Here is a 19831-nt window from a genome sequence, read left to right as displayed (position 1 = left end):
CCGGCGAACTCGCCGCGCGTCCCCGGAAAACTCGCCGACGAGTTTCCCGCCCCCGCCCGGCGAGTTCGCCGCTCGCGCCCGCCTCAGGCGTCGAGGTAGGCCTCCAGGCCGATCCGGCCGCCTTCGCGGCCGAAGCCCGACTCCCGGTAGCCGCCGAAGGGGGAGGTGGGGTCGAAGCGGTTGAAGGTGTTGGTCCAGACCACCCCGGCGCGCAGGCGCTGCGCCGTCCACATCGCCTTGGCGCCCTTCTCCGTCCAGATCCCCGCCGACAGGCCGTAGGGCGTGTTGTTCGCCTTGGCCACGGCCTCCTCCGGCGTGCGGAACGTCAGCACCGACAGCACCGGCCCGAAGATCTCCTCGCGCGCCACCCGCATCGTCTGCTCGACGCCGGAGAACACGGTCGGCGGGAAGAACAGGCCGCGCTCAGGAAGCGGGCAGGAGCTGGTCCAGCGCTGGGCGCCCTCGGCGTCGCCCGCGGCGGCGAGGTCGACGATCCGGTCGAGCTGAGCGCGTGAGTTGATCGCGCCGACGTCGGTGTTCTTGTCGAGCGGGTCGCCCACGCGCAGCGTCTCGATGCGGCGCAGCAGCAGCTCGGAGAACTCCTCGGCGATCGACTCCTGCACCAGCAGCCGCGACCCCGCGCAGCACACGTGGCCCTGGTTGAAGAAGATCCCGTCGACGACGCCCTCGACGGCCTGGTCGATCGGCGCGTCGTCGTAGACGATGTTCGCCGCCTTCCCGCCGAGCTCCAGGGTGAGGCGGCGGCCGGTGCCGGCCAGGCGCTGCTGGATCTGCTTGCCGACGTCGGTGGAGCCGGTGAACGCGACCTTGTCGAGCCCCTCGTGCCCGACCAGCGCCGCGCCGACGTCACCGGCGCCGGGCAGCACGTTGAGCACGCCCGCGGGCAGCCCGGCCTCGGCGGCGATCTCGGCGAGCACGAGGGCGGTGAGCGGTGTGGTCTCGGCCGGCTTGAGGACGACCGTGTTGCCGCACGCCAGTGCCGGCGCGATCTTCCAGGTGGCCATGAGCAGCGGGAAGTTCCACGGGATCACCGCCCCGACGACGCCGACGGGCCGCGGGTCGGGCCCGAGGCCCGCGTAGGCGAGCTTGTCGGCCCAGCCCGCGTGGTGGAACAGGTGTGCCGACGCGGTGGGGACGTCGACGTCGCGGGACTCGCGGATCGGCTTGCCGTTGTCGAGGGTCTCCAGGACGGCGAGCTCGCGGCTGCGCTCGGCGACGATCCGCGCGATGCGGAACAGGTACTTGGCGCGCTCGGCGCCCGGCATCGGGCCCCACGTCGTCTCCTGGGCCCGGCGGGCGGCGGCCACGGCGGTGTCGACGTCCTGCGCGGACGCGGTGCCGACCTCGGCCAGCACCTCCTCCGTGGCCGGGTTGACGGTCTTCAGCGGCTCCCCGCCGCCGTCGACGAACGCGCCGTCGACGAAGGGCCGGTAGCTCGGCTGCAGCCGCGCGAGCGCGGCGGACTCCGGGGCGGGCGAGTACTCCCACGTGGGCATCAGGCGTTCCCGATCCGGTCGGTGCTCTCGTAGTGGCCCAGCGCCTGGGTGCGGCGCTGGCGCAGCAGGTCGCCCAGCAGCGACGACGCCCCGAACCGGAACAGCTCGGGCGTCAGCCACTGCGGGCCGGCGACCTCGTGCACGGCCACCAGGTGCTTCACGGCATCCTTCGCGGTGCGGATGCCGCCCGCGGCCTTGACCCCGCGGAACTCGCCGGTGGCGCGGTGCCAGTCGCGCACGGACTGCAGCAGCACCTGCACGACGGGCAGCGTCGCGGCGGGGGAGATCTTGCCCGTGGAGGTCTTGACGACGTCGGCGCCCGCGAGCAGCGCGAGCCACGCCGCGCGGCGGACGTCGTCGTACCCGGCGAGCTCGCCGGTCTCCAGGATCACCTTGAGGTGCGCCCGGGAGGAGTCGTCACTGCCGCAGGCCGCCCTCACGGCCACGATCTCGTCGAACACCTGGCCGTAGCGCCCGCTGAGCCACGCCCCGCGGTCGATCACCATGTCGATCTCGGACGCGCCGGCGTCGACGGCCAGCGCGGTGTCGGCCAGCTTCACCCCGCGCGAGGACCGGCCGGCCGGGAACGCGGTGGCGACCGCGGCGACCGCGACGCCGGAACCGCGCAGCGCCTCGACCGCGACGCCCGCGAGGTCGGGGTAGACGCAGACGGCCGCCACGGGCGGGACGCCGGGGTGCTCGGGGTCGGGACGGCGGGCCTGCGCGCACAGGGAGCGGACCTTGCCGGGGGTGTCGGAGCCCTCCAGCGTCGTCAGGTCGATCATCGAGATCGCCGTGTCGAGCGCCCGGAGCTTGGACTCCTTCTTGATGCTGCGGGTGGCCAGCGCGGCCGAGCGCCGCTCGAGGCCGACCTGGTCGACGCCCGGGAGCCCGTGCAGGAAGCGGCGCAGTGAGGCGTCGTCGCGCACGGCGTCGGTGAACTCGGCTGCGCGCGACCCGGTGCGTGGGGCCGGAACGGTCGTCGTCACGGAGCCACTGTAGGCCGGGATCCCCCGCGCACGTCCCGGATGTGCCGCGCCCGCCGCGCGGGAGGCGCGGCGGGCGCGGAGCATGTCCGGTGCGGAGCGGTGGAACGGATGGAGCTGTGGATCAGGTGGGGCTGTGGATCAGGTGGAGCTGTGGATCAGGTCGAGCTGTGCAGACGGACGACGCCCACCGTGACGTCCTCCAGACCGCCGCGGTCGAAGTCGCGGCGGAGCTGGTCGGCCTTGATGGTCGCCGTCAGTCCGTCGAACGGCCCGTGGGCGTCGACCTCCCCGGTCTGGGGGTCGACGGCCAGCACTACGTATCCGTCGCACTGCGTGAGCTTCTCGGCCGCTGCGACCAGCGTCGCCTCGTCGGAAGTCGTGTTCTCCGGCACCGGATCACCTCCTAGTCATCTAGTACAGCGTCGGAAGGGCCTCCGGCGTGACAGTCTTTCGGCCGGACCACCCGTTCGGGTCAGGGTGAACCTCGAAGTCGATCACTGATCGTGCCGGATGCGGAACGGTGGGCGCATGAACGGGGCGGCACGGACCGTCAACGTGACGGTCCTGGTACTGATAGTGACGGTCACGGCGAGCGGCGTGCTGGCCTTCGCCGTCGGGACGCCGGGTCTGGCGCAGTGGGTCGTCGGCGTCCACGGAGCGTCCGGGCTGGGGCTGCTGCTCCTCCTCCCGGCGAAGTCCCGCATCGTCCGGCGGGGGCTGCGGCGGCCGGGACGGTCGCGGAAGGTGATGGGCCTGGCCCTGGCGGGGTTCGCGCTGCTGGCCGCGGCGCACGTGGTGGTCCACCACCGCACACGGGACCGGGCGCGACGGGCGCGGTGGCGGCCGCTGGTCCGGCGCACCGACGTCGACCGTCGCCGTGCCCTGCTCGGCACCGGGGTCGTCGCCGGGTCGGCGCTGCTGTGGCTCGTGGCGCCGGGGCGGGAGCGGCGGGAGACCGGATCGCACGGGATCGCCGACGCGACCGCCGTGCCCGTCACGCAGTGGATGTTCGACCCGGTGCCGCGGCTGCCCGGGCGGCCGCTGCGGGTGCCGGGCGGTGAGGTCGACCTCGCCGCGCTCCCGCCGACGACCGTGCGCGCGGTGCTCGACTGCACCGGCGGCTGGTACACCGAGCAGGAGTGGCGGGGCGTGCGCGTGGCCGACCTCGGCCTGCCCGCGGGCGCGTCGGTCGACGTCGTCTCGGCCACCGGGTACCGCCGCCGCTTCCCGGCGGCCGAGGCCGGCACGCTGCTGCTGGCCACGCACCTGGCCGGGCGCAGGCTCACGGCCGGGCACGGGGCGCCGGTGCGGCTCGTCGCGCCCGGGCGGCGCGGGTTCTGGTGGGTGAAGTGGGTGGTGGCGGTCGAGGTCGTCGACGAGCCGTGGTGGTGGCAGCCGCCGTTCCCGCTGCAGTGAGGCCAGGCCTGCTCAGAGCCTCCGGTGCATCACCGTCAGCCCGACGTAGCCGTGCACGGGGTGGTGGAACGCCTCCGGCACCACGCCGACCGTCGCGAAGCCCAGCGCGTGCCACAGCGCCACGGCGCGGGTGTTCGTCTCGACCACGGCGTTGAACTGCATCGCGCGGTAGCCCTGCGCCGCGGCCCAGGCGATCACGTGCTCGCCCAGCGCGCGGCCCGTGCCGCGGCGCCCGTGCGCCGGGTCGACCATGAAGCTCGCGGTGGCCACGTGCGCGCCCGGGCCGAGCTGGTTGGGGCCGGCCTTGGCGCTGCCGAGCACGGTGCCGTCGTCGTCGACGGCCACGAACGCGGCGGCGGGCGGCCCGGGCATCCAGATCGCGCGGGCCTGCTCCTCGGTGATGTCGCGCGGATAGGTGTAGGTCTCGCCGGCGGCGGCGATCGCGCGCACGAAGCGCCAGATCGCGGCCCAGTCGTCGGGGGTGGCGTCACGGATCAGCACGGGTGCCAGGATCGTCGTCATGCGCACCCTCCGCACACCCGACTCGCGGTTCGCCGACCTCCCCGGCTTCCCGCAGCCGCCCCGCTACGCCGACGTCCCCGACGGCGACGGCGGGACGCTGCGGATGGCGTGGGTCGAGGACGGCCCGGCCGACGGCCCCGTGGTGCTGCTGCTGCACGGCGAGCCGAGCTGGTCGTTCCTGCACCGCACGATGATCCCGGTGCTGGCCGGGGCGGGGATGCGGGTCGTCGCGCCCGACCTCGTCGGCTTCGGTCGCTCCGACAAGCCCACGGAGATCACCGACCACAGCTACGCGCGGCACGTCGAGTGGGTCCGCACGCTGGTGTTCGACGTCCTCGACCTGCGCGGCGTCACGCTCGTCGGCCAGGACTGGGGCGGGCTGATCGGGCTGCGGCTCGTCGCCGAACACACGGACCGTTTCGCCCGCGTCGTCGCCGCCAACACCGGCCTGCCCACCGGCGACGTCGACATGCCCTCGGTCTGGTGGGAGTTCCGCCGCGCGGTGGAGAAGGCCGACGTGCTGGACGTGGGGCGGCTGGTGCAGTCGGGCTGCCGCACGCGGTTCACCCCCGAGGTGCGCGCCGCCTACGACGCCCCGTTCCCCGACGAGTCCTACAAGGCGGGGCCCCGCGCCATGCCGCTGCTCGTCCCGACCCGGCCCGACGACCCGTCGACGGCGGCGAACCGTGCCGCCTGGGACGTCCTGCGCGGCCTGGACCTGCCGTTCCTCTGCGCGTTCAGCGACGGCGACCCGATCACCGCGGCGATGGGGCCGATCCTGCGGGCGGAGGTGCCGGGTGCGGCGGGGCAGGAGCACCCGACGATCACCGGTGCGGGCCACTTCCTGCAGGAGGACGCCGGGCCGGAGCTGGCCGCGGCGGTGGCGCGGTTCGCCGGGGTCTCCGGCTAGCCTTCCGGCCATGGATGTCCGCGTCGTCGACCACCCGCTGGCCCGCGCCCGCCTCTCCACCATGCGGGACGCGCGCACCGACAACGCGACGTTCCGGGCGGCCCTGCGCGACCTCACGCTCATGCTCATCTACGAGGCCACGCGCGACGCCCCGGTGGCCACCGCGCCGCTGCACACCCCGGTCGCCCGCACCACCGGCTACCGCCTCGCCGACCCGCCGCTGCTGGTGCCGGTGCTGCGCGCCGGGCTCGGGATGGTCGACGCCGCACAGGCCCTGATGCCCGAGGCGCAGATGGGCTTCGTCGGGCTGGCGCGCGACGAGAAGACGCACCTGCCGGTGCCCTACATGGAGTCGCTGCCCGAGTCGCTCGACGGGCGTCCGGTGTTCGTGCTCGACCCGATGCTCGCCACCGGCGGCTCGATGGAGCACACGATCCGGATGCTCACCGAGCGCGGCGCGTCCGACGTCACCGCGATCTGCGTGCTGGCCGCGCCGGAGGGCGTGGCGCACCTCGAGGGCAGCGGGCTGCCGGTCCGGGTCGTCACCGCCAGCATCGACGAGCGGCTCAACGACTCCGCGTTCATCGTCCCGGGCCTGGGCGACGCGGGCGACCGTCAGTTCGGCGCCGTCCCGTAGTCCGGGGCGCGCCAGCCGTCGAGCATGGCCCGCAGGGCGCCCGCCACGTCGGCGGCGGGGGCGAGGCCGTGCAGCTCCAGGTCGACGAGACCGTGCACGAGCGCCTGCACCGCCAGCGCCACGGCCGACGGGTCGGCGCCGGCCCGCAGCGCGCCCGCCGTCGTGGCGCGGCGGACGGCGTCGGCGATGGGCCGCAACGCCTGCGCGGCGGGGGGCGCGGCCGAGAGCACCTCGTAGACGCGCGGGTCGTCGAGCGCGGCGTCGCGGTAGGCCAGGGCGAGGCGGCGCAGGTGCTCCAGCGGGTCGGTGCCGGCGTCGGCCGCCGCGTCGACGGCGTCGAGCCGGCCGGTGAGGCGATGCACCGCGCGGTCGAGCAGGACGTCGAGCAGCGCGGGCTTGCCGCCGAACAGCGAGTAGACCGCCGTCGTGGAGGTGCCGCAGTCCTGGGCGAGCGCGCGCAGGCTCAGCGCGTCGGTGCCGCCGTCGGACAGCAGGGCTCCCGCGCGGTCGAGCAGGCGCTCGCGCAGCGCCGCGTCGTGGACCTTCGGACGGGGCATCGCGGCACCCTAGCCCCGGGCCCCGTCATCCGCCGTCCATGATCGTGGCGGCGAGGGTGCCGCCCAGCTCCGCGCAGGCGTCGAGGTCGGCCCGGGTCGGCGCGCCGCTGACGGTCACGTGCGCGGCCGCCTGCGTCCACCCCAGCCCGCCCGTGACGCCCTCGACCGACCGCACCGCGCCCTCGACGCCGAGGTTGCCGTGCACGTAGAGGCCGAAGGGCAGCCCGCGGGTGTCGTCGGCGCAGACGTAGTAGACGGTGTCGAAGAAGTGCTTGAGCGCGCCCGACATGTACCCGATGTTGGCCGGCGTGCCGAGGACGACGGCGTCGGCGGCGAGCAGGTCCGACGCCGTGGCGGCCAGGGCCGCGCGCCGCACCACGTCGACGCCGGTGATCTCCGGGTCCTGGGCGCCGCGCAGCACGGCGTCGAGCAGCTCCGCCGTCGCGGGGGAGGGCGTGTGGTGCACGACGAGCAGCGTCGTCATGCGCCCAGCAGGTCCGTGACGGTGGCGGCGAGCGCGTCGAGGCGCTCCTGGGCGCGGGCGCGGTCGCCGTGCTCCACGACCTCCAGGTACGCCTTGAGCTTCGGCTCGGTGCCCGACGGGCGGATCACGAGCCGCTCGCCCTCGCGGCGCAGCACGAGCACGTCGGGGGCGGGACGGGTGACCGCCCAGCCCTGCGGCGGCGCGTCGCGCAGGCGGGCCACGGCGGCGTCGCGGGGGCCGGGCTCCATGCGGACGGAGATGCCGCGGGTGAGGTGGACGCCGTGCTCGGCCGACAGCGCGTCGAGCCGGTCGGGCAGGCCCTTCCCCTCCGCCTTCAGCGTCGCCGCGAGGTCGCAGGCGACGGTGGCCGCCGCGATCCCGTCCTTGTCGTTGACCGCGCCCGGGTCGACGCAGTAGCCCAGCGCCTCCTCGTAGCCGTAGACCAGGCCGGGGCCGCCCCGGACGATCCACTTGAAGCCGGTCAGCGTCTCGGCGAAGCGCGCGCCGTGCGCCTGCGCGACCGACCGCAGCATCGACGACGAGACGACCGTGGTGGCGACGAGCGGGTCGTCGCCGGTGCCGGTGCGGAGCAGGTGGTCGCCGAGCAGGACGCCGGTCTCGTCGCCGGTGAGCATGCGCCAGCCCTCGCAGGTGGGGACGCCCAGTGCGCAGCGGTCGGCGTCGGGGTCCAGGGCGATCGCGAGGTCGGCGCCGACCTCCGCGGCGAGCGCGAGGAGCGCGTCGGTGGCGCCGGGCTCCTCGGGGTTGGGGAACACGACCGTCGGGAAGTCGGGGTCGGGCGCGGCCTGCGACGCCACGACGTGCACGTCGGTGAAGCCCGCCCGGCCCAGCGCGTGCACCGCGGTGGCCCCGCCGACGCCGTGCATCGGGGTGAGCGCGACGCGCAGGGTGCGGGCGGTGCCGCGGGGGAGGCGGGCGACGCGGTCCAGGTAGGACTCCGTGACGTCCACTCCGGAGGCGTCGCCGCTGGTGGGTACCGATACCGCCGCGGGTGCGGCCGTGATCGCGGCTTCGATCCCGGCGTCGGACGGGGGTGCGAGCTGCGCACCGTCGGCCAGGTAGACCTTGTAGCCGTTGTCGGCGGGCGGGTTGTGCGAGGCCGTGACCTGGACCCCGGCCACCGCCCCCAGCTCGCGGACGGCGAAGGCGAGCACGGGCGTCGGCAGGGGGCCGGGGAGCGTGCGGGCGGTGAACCCGGCGCCGGCGAGCACCTCGGCCGCGGCGGCGGCGAAGGCCTCCGACCCGTGCCGCGCGTCGCGCCCGACCACGACCGTGCCGCGGACGCCGTCGCGCGCGAGCCAGGCCGCGAGTCCGGCCGTCGCGCGGCGCACCACGGCGACGTTCATCCCGGCGGGCCCGGCCCGGACCGGCCCGCGCAGCCCGGCCGTGCCGAAGCGCAGCATCCCGGACATGCGGTCGGCGAGGTCGTCGTCGGGGCCGCCCGCCATGACGTCGGCCAGGACCCGCTGGAGCTCGGCGCGGGTGGCGGGGTCGGGGTCGTCGGCGATCCAGCGCAGGGTGGCGTCGCGCAGTTCCGGCGTCACCGCCCCACCCCCCGTGAGTGGCGATCGTGGCCGGAGCCACGATTGCCGCTCACGAGCGCCGCAGGCGCACTCACGACCGTGCGACGAGCTCGCGCAGCAGCTCGCCCATCCGCCCGGCGGCCGCGGTCCCGGCCTCCAGCACCTCGTGGTGGTCCAGCGGCTGCCCGGTGAGCCCGGCGGCCAGGTTCGTCACCAGCGACAGCCCGAACACCTCGACGCCGAGCGCGCGCGCCGCGATCGCCTCCAGCACCGTCGACATCCCGACGAGGTCGGCGCCGAGCCCGCGGTACATCCGGATCTCGGCCGGAGTCTCGAAGTGCGGGCCGGTCAGCCCGGCGTAGACGCCCTCGGCCAGCGACGGGTCGATCTCGCGCGCGAGCGTGCGCAGGCGGGGCGAGTAGAGGTCGGTGAGGTCGACGAACTGCGCACCCCGCAGCGGGGACGTCGCCGTCATGTTGAGGTGGTCGGAGATCAGGACCGGGTCGCCGACGCTCATGCCCTGGCGGATCCCGCCCGCCGCGTTCGTGAGGACGACGGTGGAGCAGCCCGCGGCGGCGGCGGTGCGGACGCCGTGGACGACCGGGTCGACGCCGTGGCCCTCGTAGAGGTGCGTGCGCCCGAGCAGCACCAGCACGCGGCGCTCGCCGACCCGCACCGAGCGGACCGTGCCGCCGTGGCCGGCGACGGTGGGGGCGAGGAAACCGGGGAGGTCGGCCATCGGGACCTCGTGGTCGGCCTCGCCGATCAGGTCGGCCGCCGGACGCCAGCCCGACCCCAGCACCACGGCGACGTCGTGGGTGGCCACGCCGGTGGCCTCGGCCAGTGCGGCGGCCGCTGCGCTCTCGAGCTCGCTCATGCCCGCAGCCTACGGAACGCGCGATCAGGCCCCGGCAGTGGCGAAACCGGCCATGAGCACGTCGAACAGGGCCTGCGCGGTGCCCTCGCCGCGCTCGCCGGGAACGGTGAGCCGGGCCACCCAGACGGCGTCGCCGTCGGCCGGGACGAGCGCGAGCCAGGTGGCGCGCTGCTGGCCGTCGCGGTCGGTGCGGTAGGTCAGGCGGTCGTCGGCGAGCTCGGTGCGCTCCAGGGTGTCGACGCCGAGCCGGTCGGCCGTGAGCCCGGCCAGCGCGGCGTCGCGCGACTCCGCGCGCTCCACCGTGAACTCCTCGGTGCCGTCGGGGCTGATGAACGACGCGGAGCGCGAGCCGTCGAGCCGCTCGTGGTCGAACTGCGTCCAGCCGGCGGGGACGTCGGCGTCGAAGCCCAGGGGGTCGAGGTGCGCGATCAGCCCGGTGCCGGCCGACGTCACCGTGACCGTGTCGAACGGCGACTGCCCGCCGATCATCCGCGTGACCGCCCAGCCCGCGGCCGCACCCAGCAGCACGACCAGTGCTCCGGCGATGACGAGGGCCACGGACTGCAGCGTCGAGGTCGGCTCCGCGAACGGCCGGGCCGCCGCCGGGGGCCGCGCGGGTGGCCGGGGCGGGCGCTGCGGGCCGCGGTCGGGGCGCAGGGTGTCGGGACGCAGGGTGTCGGGACGCAGCGGCACCGGCAGGTCGGGGCGCATCCCCCCCGACCGCCCGGGCGGCGGCCCCGGCAGCGGTCCGGGGTCGGCGGCGAGCAGCGCGGGCTGCGACGGCGGCCGGACCTCCAGCGACCCGGAGCTGCGGGAGGGCTCGGGGAGCTCTGCGGGCGGCGGGAGGTCGAGCGGGGGCGTGACGAACGCGGCGAGCGTCGGGGCGTCGGGGGAGCCGGGGTAGAGCGGGTCGTCGGGGTCGGAGATGAGCGGCCGAAGCCGGATGCGCACCTCGTCGAGCGGCATGCGCGCCGAGGGCTCCTTGACCATCAGCGCCGCGATGACCTCCGACACCGGCCCGCCCGCGCGACTGCGCGGCACGTCGCCGTCGACGACCTCGGTGATGGTCTGCACCGGGTCGCCACCGACGTCGTAGGGCGGACGGCCCTCGACCGCGGCGAACAGCGTGGCGCCCAGGCCCCACAGGTCGGCGGCGGGCGTGACGGGCTGGCCGGCCGCGACCTCCGGCGCGATGTAGGCGGGCGAGCCGAGCACGAGGCCGACGCTCGTCATGGGGGCGTCGGCGATGTTGCGGGCGATGCCGAAGTCGGTGAGCTTGACGCGCCCGTCGTCGGCGACGAGGACGTTGCCCGGCTTGACGTCACGGTGCGTGATGCCGGCGCGGTGCGCGGCCCGCAGACCCCCCGCGGTGGCGTAACCGACCACGGCGGCCTGCGCGACGGACAGGGCCCCGTGGTCGGAGATCATCTCCGCGAGGTTGCGGGAGGGCACCAGCTCCAGCACGACGACGGGCTCACCGTCGGCCTCGACCACGTCGAACACCGTGATGACGTTGGGGTGCGACAGCCCGCCGACGGCCCGCGCCTCGCGCAGGATCCGCTCGCGCATGTCGAGGGCCTCCTGGTCGCCGACGCCGATCGGGACCCGCAGCTCCTTGACGGCGACGCGACGGCGCAGGACCTCGTCGTACCCGGCCCAGACGGTGCCCATGGCGCCGCTGCCGATCTTGCCGGACAGCAGGTACCGGCCGCCGATGCGGCGCTGTCCGTCCTGCGGCGTCGTCACCTGCCCATTCTGACCGGCACGTATCTTCCGGGCACATACGGGTATCCCTCCCGGCATGCTCCCCACGGCCTCCGGCGCGATGAGACGAACGGCGAAAAGCTCCGCTCGTCGATGGTGCCGTTCACCACTCGTCGCGTGGGGTACGGCCGCCCGCAGCAGATCGGCGACCCCTCGGCGAGCGTTTCACTACGTGAACGATTTGCGCTTGGTCTACCGCCGTCCGGGTGAGCACCATGGGCCGATGCAGGACAGAGCAGAGATGCACGTCCGGAGCGGAGGCGTGCAGTGACCTTGCTGGAATCGTCCCCGGTCATGCCGGCCACCCCCGCGGTGGTCGACCTCGGTGCGGGCTCCGGGCCCGCCTGGCTCGACGGCTGGCTCGCCGCCCACGCCGACGACGTCGTCGGTTGGCGCCGCTCCCTGCACTCGGTACCCGAGCTCGGCCGCGCCGAGCACCGCACCACGGCGCTGGTCTCCCAGCTGCTCCTCGCCGCGGGCCTCGAGCCGCGCACCCTCCCCGGCGGCACCGGCCTGGTATGCGACATCGGCTACGGCGACCGCTGCGTCTCGCTGCGCGCCGACCTCGACGCCCTGCCGCTGCAGGAGGACACCGGACTCCCGTTCGCGTCCACCGTCGACGGTGTGATGCACGCCTGCGGGCACGACGCGCACACCGCCGTCGTCCTCGGGGCGGGCCTGGCGCTGGCGTCCGCGCCGAATCTGCCCGGCCGCGTCCGGCTGGTGTTCCAGCCGGCCGAGGAGGTGCAGCCCGGCGGCGCGCTCGACATGGTCGCCGACGGCGCCATGGAGGGCGTGCAGCGGATCTTCGCGCTGCACTGCGACCCGCGCCTGGAGGTCGGCAGGCTCGGCACGCGCGTCGGCCCGATCACCTCGGCCTGCGACCTGCTCGAGATCCGGCTCACCTCGCCCGGCGGGCACACCGCCCGTCCGCACCTCACCGCCGACCTCGTCGAGGCGCTCGGGCTGCTCATCACCCAGCTGCCGCTGCTGCTCGGCCGCCAGGTCGACCCCCGCTCGGGCACCGTCCTGGTGTGGGGGGCGGTGCAGTCCGGAGAGGCCGCCAACGCGATCCCGCAGCACGGCCTGCTGCGCGGCACGCTGCGCACCGCCGACCACGCCACGTGGAACGAGCTCGAGGAGAAGATCCGCTCACTGGTGGCCGCGGTCCTCGCGCCCACCGGGGTCGGCTACGTCCTCGACCACATCCGTGGCGTGCCGCCGGTGGTGAACGAGGCGGCGAGCAGCACGATGCTGTCCGACGCCGCCACCGCGGTGCTGGGCCCGGACGCGTCGGTGGGCACGGAGCAGTCGAGCGGGGGCGAGGACTTCGCCTGGTACCTGGAGCACGTGCCGGGCGCCATGGCCCGGCTCGGCGTGTGGCCGGGTCACGGCCCGATGCGCGACATCCACCAGCCCACGTTCGACCTCGACGAGCGCGCCCTCCCCTTCGGCGTGCGGGTCCTGGCGAACGCGGCGCTGAGCGCGCTGACGACCCCCCAGCCCTAGGGGCCTCGCGGAAAGCCCGCGAGTCGGGCTCTCGTTGCGACCGTGTCGGGGCCTCGTTGTCCACATCGGCCGGTGACCGTCCACAGGAACGGTGGTCGCCGGTCACGATGACCCGCGGGCGGTCATCGTGGCCGGCATGCCCGACACGACGCACGCCCTCGCACGCCACGGCGCGTTCACCCGCTCCGCCGCCGCGGCCGCCCTCGGCCCCTACCGGGTCAGGACGGCGATGGAGGCCGGTGAGTGGCTCGCGCCCTGGTCGGGGGTCTACGTCGAGGCGTCCCGGGCGTCGGACCCCCTGACGCTGATCTCCGCGGCCACAGAGCTGGCCGGCGACGAGGCGGTGGTCGCCGGCCCGACGGCGGCGCACCTGCACGGGTGCCGCGCCGTCGACCCGACGCCGGTCCACCTCGTCGCCCCCTACGGGCACTGGCTCCGGTCGCGGGCGGGTCTGGTCGTGCACAGCGGCCGGGTGCCGGACGTCGACCGGACGGAGGTCGACGGGATCCCGGTGCTCGCGCTGGAGCGCGTCGTCGGCGACCTGCTCTGCGTGTCCGGCACGCCCGACGCACTGGCCGTCGCCGACGAGGCGCTGCGCATGCTGGACCCGGAGCGGCGGGAGCAGTTCCGCGCGGCGGTGGCCGACCGGATCGCGCGTCGACCCGACCCGCGCGGCACCCGTCGCGGCGCCCGTCTGCTGGGCCTGGCCACCGGACGGGCCGAGTCCCCGGCGGAGAGCTGGGTGCTCTGGCGGATCGTCGACGCCGGGTTCCCCGTCCCCGAGGTGAACTGGAGCGTCCTGGGGCCCGACGGCCGGGAGGTCCACCGGCTCGACCTGGCGTGGCCGGATCTCCGCATCGCGCTGGAGTACCACGGGTACGCCGCCCACTCCGGTCGGGACGAGGCCGATCGGGCGCGCGTCGAGGACCTGTGCAGGCGGGGCTGGATCGTCGTCGAGATCCGGGTCGAGGACCTGCGCGACCCGGGGCGCCACGAGCGGGAGCTCGAGGAGGCGTTTCTGCGACGGGGGACGGACGTGCGCAGACGGACTCCCGGCGTCCTGCAGGGCAGGAAGCACCGGGAGCCGCGTCGTGCCCGGACCTGACACCCCGACACGCTCGCAACGAGACCCCGACTCGCGGGGGAGGGGGCGGCGGTCAGGGGTGGGGGGCTCCCACCGGGAGGCCCAGGAACGTCGTGCTCTCCTGGCACACCGTCCCGCACGCCTTGTCCGTCGTGCAGCACAGCGAGCAGAGGCGGGCGCTGTGGAAGCTGCAGTCGACCATGTCGGGACGCTCGTAGGTCAGGCCGCAGACGGCGCAGTCCAGGGTCGTCGTCGCGGGCGTGCCGTCGGCGGTGAACCGGGGCTCGGGCTGCAGGTCGGGGCGCTTGAGGTAGTACTTCCCCTTCGTCGCCACGGCCAGCAGCGGGGTGAGCACGATCGCGAGCCCGAGGGCCAGGAACGGCGACCACGCGCGCGCCCCGTCGCCGAACGCCCCGAAGAACGCCGCGAACGACACGCCCGTCGCCACCAGGAACGAGCCGACGCCGACCGGGTTGACCGCGTACAGGTAGGCCCGGCGGAACTCCGGCTCCTTCGGCGAGATCCCCAGCAGGTACTTGTTGATCGCGATGTCCGCGGCCACCGTCGTGACCCAGGCGATGGCGCAGTTGGCGTAGAAGCCGAGCAGGTAGTTCAGCGAGGCGAACATGTTCGCCTCCATGAGCACCAGCGCGAACGCCAGGTTGACGAAGACGAACACGATCCGGCGCGGGTAGCGCTTGGTGACGCGGGTGAACGAGTTGGTCCAGGCCAGCGAGCCCGAGTAGGCGTTCGTCGCGTTGATCTTGATCTGGCTGATCACCACGAGGACGACGGCGAGCAGCACGGCCAGCCACCCGGGGACGATCTCGGAGAAGGTCGCGTTGAACTGCTGCACCGGCTCGACGGCCGCCACCTCGCCGAGCTGCCCGACGATGTACACGGCCAGGAACGCGCCCGCGGCCTGCTTGAGCCCGCCCAGCAGCACCCAGCCCGGCCCGGCCGCGACGACGGCGGTCCACCAGGCGCGCTTGTTCGCTTCGGTCTTCGCGGGCATGAAGCGCAGGTAGTCGACCTGCTCGCCGATCTGCGCCATCAGCGACAGCGCGACGCCGGCGCCCAGCCCGATCGCGGTGAGGCTGATCCCGCCGCCCTCGCTGCCCTCGTAGGCCAACCACGTGCCCACCGACGCCGGGTCGGCGATCACCAGGTAGACGAACGGGCCGACCATGAGGACGAGCCACAGCGGCGTCGTCCACACCTGCATCGTGCTGAGCGCGGACATCCCGAAGATCACGATCGGGATGATGATCAGCGTCGAGAGCAGGTAGCCGAGCCAGAGCGGGATCCCCAGCCCCAGCAGCAGGCCCTGCGCCATGATCGAGCCCTCGAGGGCGAAGAAGATGAACGTGAACGTCGCGAAGATGACGTTGGTGAGCACCGAGCCGTAGTAGCCGAAGCCGGAGCCGCGGCTGACGAGGTCGAGGTCGATGTTGTACCGGGCGCCGTAGTAGGCCAGCGGCAGCCCGGTCGTGAAGATGACGACGACGCCGACGAGGATCGCGATGAGCGCGTTCCCGGTGCCGTAGGTGAGGCCGATGCTGCCGCCGATGGCGAAGTCGGCGAGGTAGGCGATGCCGCCGAGCGCGGTCGTCGCGACGACGCCGGGCGTCCACTTCCGGTAGGTGCTCGGCGCGTACCGGAGGGTGTAGTCCTCCAGCGTCTCGTTCGTCGCAGCCGTCGGCGGGGCCGCGCCGGTCGTCGTCACGGTCGTCTCTTCGATGCTCATCGCTCACGCCTCCGGGGGCACGGTGGTGGTCCGGGGGCGGCGTCGACCCCGTGCCCGGAAGGGAACAGGGGAGCGCTAAGCACCGGCCAAGTGATCGCCGCGCCGCAGGGCGAGCGCGACGCGCCGCAGCTCCGAGCCGATCTCGGTGGGCGCCCCGTCGCGGCGGCACAGCTCGGCCATCGCCGTGGCCCCGAACGTCGCGCCGAGCGCTCCGAGGGTGTGCGCCGCCCGTCGGGCGTCGGCCGGGTCGTCGCCGCGCAGGGCGTCGAGCAGGGGAGGGGCCTCGTCGAGGAAGTCGTCGACCAGGCCCGAGAGGGCGACCGGGTCGTCGCCGACCAGCTCGCGCAGCGCGGCGAGGGCCGCCCGGTCGAGCACCGGCGGCGCGCACCCGCGCAGGGCCCGCGCCAGCTCGGCGGGCTGCAGCGGCTTGGTCAGGTGGTCGTCCATGCCTGCCGCGAGGCAGGCGTCGCGGTCGCCGGGGGAGGCGTCGGCGGTGACCGCGACGATGCGCGGCCCCCGCGCGCCCAGCAGCGCGCGGATCCGCCGGGCCGCCGTGACGCCGTCGACGTCGGGCATCCGCACGTCCATCAGCACGACGTCGTATTCCCGCCGCTGCACCGCGGCCACCGCCTCCGCCCCGTCGCTGACGACGTCGGCGCGCTGCCCGAGCCTCGCGAGCTGGAGCAGCACGAGCCGCTGGTTCACCGGGTGATCCTCGGCGACGAGGATCCGCAGCGGCCCCCCGACCTCCTCGACGGCGGGTTCGGGCACCTGTTCGACCGCCACCCCGCCCTCGGCCGGCAGCACCACGGTGACGGTCGTGCCCACCCCCACCTCGCTGACGGCCGCGATCGTGCCGCCCATCAGGTCGACGAGCCGCCGGCAGATGGCCAGGCCCAGCCCGGTGCCGCCGAAGCGCCGGGCGGTGGAGACGTCGGCCTGCGTGAACGACTCGAAGACCGTGTCGAGCCGCTCGGGCGGGATGCCGATCCCGGTGTCGCGGACGGCGAGGCGCCACTCGTGCGTGCCGTCGGCCAGCGCGTCGGCCCGCACCGACACCTCCACCTCGCCCCGCTCGGTGAACTTCACGGCGTTGGCCAGCAGGTTCACCAGCACCTGCCGCACCCGCGTGACGTCCCCGACGAGCGCCTCGGGCGCGTCCGGCGCGACCGTGCAGCGCAGCGCGACACCGCGCTGCGCCGCGTCGGTCGCGACGAGGTCCAGCGCGCCCCGCACGCATCCCGCGACGTGGAACGGCGCCCGCTCCAGGTCGAGCCGCCCGGCCTCGATCTTGGAGAAGTCGAGGATGTCGTTGATGAGCAGCAGCAGGGACCCGGCGCTGTCGCGGACGATCCCGGCGAACCGGCGCTGCTCGGCGTCGAGCTCGGTGTCCAGGAGCAGCCCCGACATCCCGATCACCGCGTTCATCGGCGTGCGGATCTCGTGGCTCATCGTGGCGAGGAACGCGCTCTTCGCGGTGTTCGCGCTCTCGGCGGACGCGGCGGCGGCGCGCAGGGCGTCGGCGGCGCGCACCCGGTCGACGACCCGTCCGAGCTGGCGCCCGACGTCGGCCAGGAGCGCGAGCAGGGCGTCGTCGGGCTCGGCGGGGGCCGAGGAGAAGAACTCCAGCACCGCGACGACCTCGCCGCCCGCGAGCACGGGGAACGCCAGCCCGGCGCCGAGGTCGGGGGCGGCGGCGCGCCGCGGGAAGTCGGGGTCGCGCAGCACGTCGCGGATCCACACCGGCGCGCCGGTGGCCAGCACCCGCCCCGCGAGCCCGACGCCGCTGGTCGGCGGCAGGTCCTCGGTGGCCGAGCGGAACGCGGGCGAGCCCCCGCGCCAGATCGCCGACGGCACGAGCTCCGCGCCCTCGCGCCAGTACACGTGGCTGACCTTCCAGCCCGTGTGCGCGCAGACGAGGTCGAGCACCTCCCGCGTGGCCGCCGGCAGGTCGACGGCCTGGTGCGCGGTGGCGGCCACGCGGTGCAGCAGCTCCAGCTCGGCCGTGCGCGAGCGCACCCGCTCGGCCATCCCGTTGAAGCGCGCGGCCAGCGCCGCGATCTCCCCGACGCCGGCCACCGGGGCGCGCACGTCGTGGTCGCCCTCGGCGATCCGGGCGGTGGCCTCGTCGAGGTCGAGCACCGGCCGGATGACGGCGCGGCGGGTGTTCGCGGCGAACACGGTCATGCCGGTGAGCAGCAGCAGCGCGACCGCCACGGCCGCCGCCGACCACGTCCGCGCCTGCTGCACGCCCTGCGCGGTCTCGCGCGCGGTGCGGGCGTCGACGATGGCGAACACCTGCCCGATCGGCTCCATGATCTGCGCCTTCGCCCGCAGGTAGTCCTCCCCGTACAGCAGCGCGGTGGCGCGGTCGGGTTGCCCGATCAGCGCGAACGCCCGCTGCTCGATCCGCGCCAGCGCGTCCGAGCGCTCCCGGGCGACGGCCAGCAGCCGCAGCTCCCCGGGCTCGAACCCGGCCCGCGCGGCGACCGCCGCGAAGTCCTCCGGCGGCCCGAAGGGCGTGGGGCGCACCCCCGTGTCGCTGACGACGTCCCAGTAGATCTGGTCGTAGGCGACGGGCCGGGGCGCGGTGCCGGCGCGGATGGCCAGGATCTCCTCGAACCAGATCCGGTAGCGCGGCTCGCCGGTGGCGACGTAGCTGCGCGCCATCCGGGTCAGGTCGTCGGAGGTCTGGCGCAGCTCGTCGGCCAGCCGCAGCGACGTCGCCCGCCGGGCCTCCGCGTCGGCCGAGTCGTGGGTGCTGCGCTCGGCGGCCAGGCTCAGCAGGAGCAGCACGGTGAGCAGGGCGAACCCGGTGCCGATCCCGACCTGCACGAGCCGGCGCAGCGACGTCCCCGTGGTCACGACGCGGACCGCCCGAGCTCGGCCCGCAGCGCCTCGATCTCCTCGCGCAGCGCGGCCTCGCGCGCCGCCACGGTGCGGGTGAGCTGCAGCAGCCGCCCGGCGACGTCGTCGGCCCCGGTCCCGCCGCCGACCGACTCCTCGGCCCGGCGCAGGTGCTCGCGCTCGGTGTCGCGCAGCCGCTTGGCCGCGAGCGAGGAGCGCAGCCGCGCGCGCAGCACCGCGGCGCTGAACGGCTTGGGCAGGAAGTCGGTGGCGCCGAGGTCGAGGCAGCGCACGACGCCGTCCAGCTCGTGCACCGTCGACACCATGATCACCGGGAGGTGGGTCAGGCGGGCGTCGGCCTTGATCGCGGCGAGGGTGGCGTACCCGTCGAGCACCGGCATGAGGACGTCGAGCAGCACGACGTCGACGTCCTCGGTGCGCAGCAGCTCCAGGGCCCGCCTGCCGTCGGCGGCCGCGCGCACCTCGTGGCCCAGCGCGGTGAGCGCGGCGCCGAGCAGCCGCCGGTTGGTCCCGCTGTCGTCGACGACGAGCACGCGCCCCGGTTCGTCCGACGGCTCCCCGCCCGCCACGGCGTCGACGACCACCGGACCGCGTGGCGACCACTCGAGCCCGGGGTCCTGGACGAGCACCCCCTGCTGCAGCGCCCGCAGCGCCGCCCCCGGCTCCAGCCCCAGCTCGTCGCGCAGGATCCGCCGGCCCGCGGCGTAGACGGCGAGCGCGTCGGCCTGGCGACCGGAGCGGTGCAGGGCGAGCATCAGCTGCGCGCGCAGCCGCTCGCGCATGGGGTGCGCGCCGACGCGCTGCTCCAGCTCGGCCACGACCGCGGTGTGCCGGCCCAGCGCCAGCTCGGCGTCGACGCGGTCCTCGGCGCAGCCCAGCCGCAGCTCCTCGAGCCGCGCGGCCTCGGCACGGGCGAACGGCTCGTCCGCGACGTCCGCCAGCGCCGCGCCGCGCCACAGTGCCTCGGCGCGGGCCAGCAGGTCGGCGGCCCGCCCGGCGTCCTCGTCGTCCAGTGCCGCGCGACCGGCCGCGGCGAGGCCGGCGAACGCGAGGGCGTCGACGGCGTCGGTCCGCAGGACGTACCCCGGCGCGGCGGTGACCAGCAGGCCGGGCGGGGTGCCGCGCGGGCGGTCGGGCTCCAGGGCCCGGCGCAGGTCGGACACGAACACCTGCACGGTCGCCGCGGCGCGGGCGGGCGGCCCGGCGGGCCACAGGTCGTCGATGAGCTGGTCCAGCGACACCACCCGGCCGGGGCGGACGAGCAGCGCCGCGAGCAGCGCGCGCTGCTTGCGCCCGCCCAGGCGCACCCGCTCGCCGTCGCGCCAGGCCTCGACCGGGCCGAGCAGCCGGAACTCGATCAGCACTCGGCCCTCCCGCCCGACGACGGGTCAGCCAAGTACGCGGTT

17 protein-coding genes are annotated in these 19831 nt (G+C 75.3%); 5 read left to right on the top strand and 12 right to left on the bottom strand.

Annotation, left to right across the window (positions count from 1 at the left end):
* Positions 1–83: 83 nt before the first annotated feature.
* From I4I82_RS09300 to I4I82_RS09290, 3 genes are all read right to left on the bottom strand, one after another.
* Positions 84–1517: an aldehyde dehydrogenase family protein gene (locus tag I4I82_RS09300; protein WP_218592566.1), complete on the bottom strand. Its 1434-nt coding sequence runs from the start codon at positions 1515–1517 to the stop codon at positions 84–86.
* On the bottom strand, positions 1517–2506 hold the full coding sequence (deoC, locus tag I4I82_RS09295; protein WP_226369961.1) for a deoxyribose-phosphate aldolase: 990 nt from the start codon (positions 2504–2506) through the stop codon (positions 1517–1519). Before deoC ends, I4I82_RS09300 begins: the two co-directional genes overlap by 1 nt.
* A 155-nt stretch (positions 2507–2661) precedes the next feature.
* Complete coding sequence (locus I4I82_RS09290) at positions 2662–2898, bottom strand: hypothetical protein (RefSeq protein WP_141279019.1); 237 nt, start codon at positions 2896–2898, stop codon at positions 2662–2664.
* Between the two features lie 136 nt (positions 2899–3034).
* Between I4I82_RS09290 and I4I82_RS09285 the strand changes: the two genes are divergently transcribed.
* Complete coding sequence (locus I4I82_RS09285) at positions 3035–3922, top strand: molybdopterin-dependent oxidoreductase (protein WP_218592564.1); 888 nt, start codon at positions 3035–3037, stop codon at positions 3920–3922.
* Positions 3923–3934: 12 nt separating this feature from the next.
* On the opposite strand, the gene I4I82_RS09280 is transcribed toward I4I82_RS09285, so the two are convergent.
* Entirely contained in the window at positions 3935–4444 is a 510-nt protein-coding gene (locus I4I82_RS09280; protein WP_225920559.1) for a GNAT family N-acetyltransferase, read from the bottom strand.
* On the opposite strand from I4I82_RS09280, the gene I4I82_RS09275 reads away from it, so the two are divergent.
* A complete protein-coding gene (locus I4I82_RS09275; RefSeq protein ID WP_218592563.1) occupies positions 4443–5354 on the top strand; it encodes a haloalkane dehalogenase in 912 nt (303 codons plus the stop codon). The two genes, I4I82_RS09280 and I4I82_RS09275, sit on opposite strands and share 2 nt — an antisense overlap.
* A 10-nt stretch (positions 5355–5364) precedes the next feature.
* Complete coding sequence (gene upp, locus I4I82_RS09270; protein WP_218592562.1) at positions 5365–5991, top strand: uracil phosphoribosyltransferase; 627 nt, start codon at positions 5365–5367, stop codon at positions 5989–5991.
* Here upp and I4I82_RS09265 read toward each other — a convergent pair.
* The 5 genes from I4I82_RS09265 to I4I82_RS09245 form a co-directional block, all read right to left on the bottom strand.
* The gene (locus tag I4I82_RS09265; protein WP_218592561.1) at positions 5970–6548 is read right to left on the bottom strand and encodes a TetR/AcrR family transcriptional regulator; all 579 of its coding nucleotides are present in this window, start codon (positions 6546–6548) and stop codon (positions 5970–5972) included. The two genes, upp and I4I82_RS09265, sit on opposite strands and share 22 nt — an antisense overlap.
* Before the next feature lie 25 nt (positions 6549–6573).
* Complete coding sequence (locus tag I4I82_RS09260; RefSeq protein WP_218592560.1) at positions 6574–7032, bottom strand: flavodoxin family protein; 459 nt, start codon at positions 7030–7032, stop codon at positions 6574–6576.
* Complete coding sequence (locus tag I4I82_RS09255; RefSeq protein WP_218592559.1) at positions 7029–8597, bottom strand: phospho-sugar mutase; 1569 nt, start codon at positions 8595–8597, stop codon at positions 7029–7031. The genes I4I82_RS09260 and I4I82_RS09255 overlap by 4 nt, the downstream gene beginning before the upstream one ends.
* Positions 8598–8667: 70 nt before the next feature.
* Complete coding sequence (locus I4I82_RS09250; RefSeq protein ID WP_218592558.1) at positions 8668–9453, bottom strand: purine-nucleoside phosphorylase; 786 nt, start codon at positions 9451–9453, stop codon at positions 8668–8670.
* A 24-nt stretch (positions 9454–9477) separates the two neighbouring features.
* Positions 9478–11199: a serine/threonine-protein kinase gene (locus I4I82_RS09245; protein WP_226369960.1), complete on the bottom strand. Its 1722-nt coding sequence runs from the start codon at positions 11197–11199 to the stop codon at positions 9478–9480.
* A 312-nt stretch (positions 11200–11511) separates the two neighbouring features.
* Here I4I82_RS09245 and I4I82_RS09240 point away from each other — a divergent pair, with 312 nt between their 5' ends.
* Positions 11512–12726, top strand: a complete 1215-nt coding sequence (locus I4I82_RS09240) for an amidohydrolase (RefSeq protein WP_218594540.1) — start codon at positions 11512–11514, stop codon at positions 12724–12726.
* Positions 12727–12862: 136 nt separating this feature from the next.
* Entirely contained in the window at positions 12863–13831 is a 969-nt protein-coding gene (locus I4I82_RS09235; RefSeq protein WP_218594539.1) for a hypothetical protein, read from the top strand.
* A 52-nt stretch (positions 13832–13883) separates the two neighbouring features.
* Here the strand turns inward: I4I82_RS09235 and I4I82_RS09230 are convergent, their stop codons facing one another.
* The 3 genes from I4I82_RS09230 to I4I82_RS09220 all read right to left on the bottom strand — a co-directional run bounded on the left by I4I82_RS09230 (position 13884) and on the right by I4I82_RS09220 (position 19789).
* Positions 13884–15557: a purine-cytosine permease family protein gene (locus tag I4I82_RS09230; protein WP_225920558.1), complete on the bottom strand. Its 1674-nt coding sequence runs from the start codon at positions 15555–15557 to the stop codon at positions 13884–13886.
* 75 nt (positions 15558–15632) lie between these two features.
* Positions 15633–18422: a hybrid sensor histidine kinase/response regulator gene (locus tag I4I82_RS09225; RefSeq protein WP_218592634.1), complete on the bottom strand. Its 2790-nt coding sequence runs from the start codon at positions 18420–18422 to the stop codon at positions 15633–15635.
* Positions 18419–19789 carry a BTAD domain-containing putative transcriptional regulator gene (locus tag I4I82_RS09220; RefSeq protein WP_218592633.1) on the bottom strand — a complete coding sequence of 457 codons (1371 nt, stop codon included), beginning with the start codon at positions 19787–19789 and terminating at the stop codon, positions 18419–18421. The genes I4I82_RS09225 and I4I82_RS09220 overlap by 4 nt, the downstream gene beginning before the upstream one ends.
* Positions 19790–19831: the final 42 nt, after the last annotated feature.

Origin of the sequence: Pseudonocardia oceani, assembly GCF_019263585.2 — a bacterium.
Taxonomy (GTDB): domain Bacteria; phylum Actinomycetota; class Actinomycetes; order Mycobacteriales; family Pseudonocardiaceae; genus Pseudonocardia; species Pseudonocardia oceani.
The sequence above is the reverse complement of the archived record's forward strand: the minus strand, read 5'-3'. Positions and strand labels throughout refer to the sequence as shown.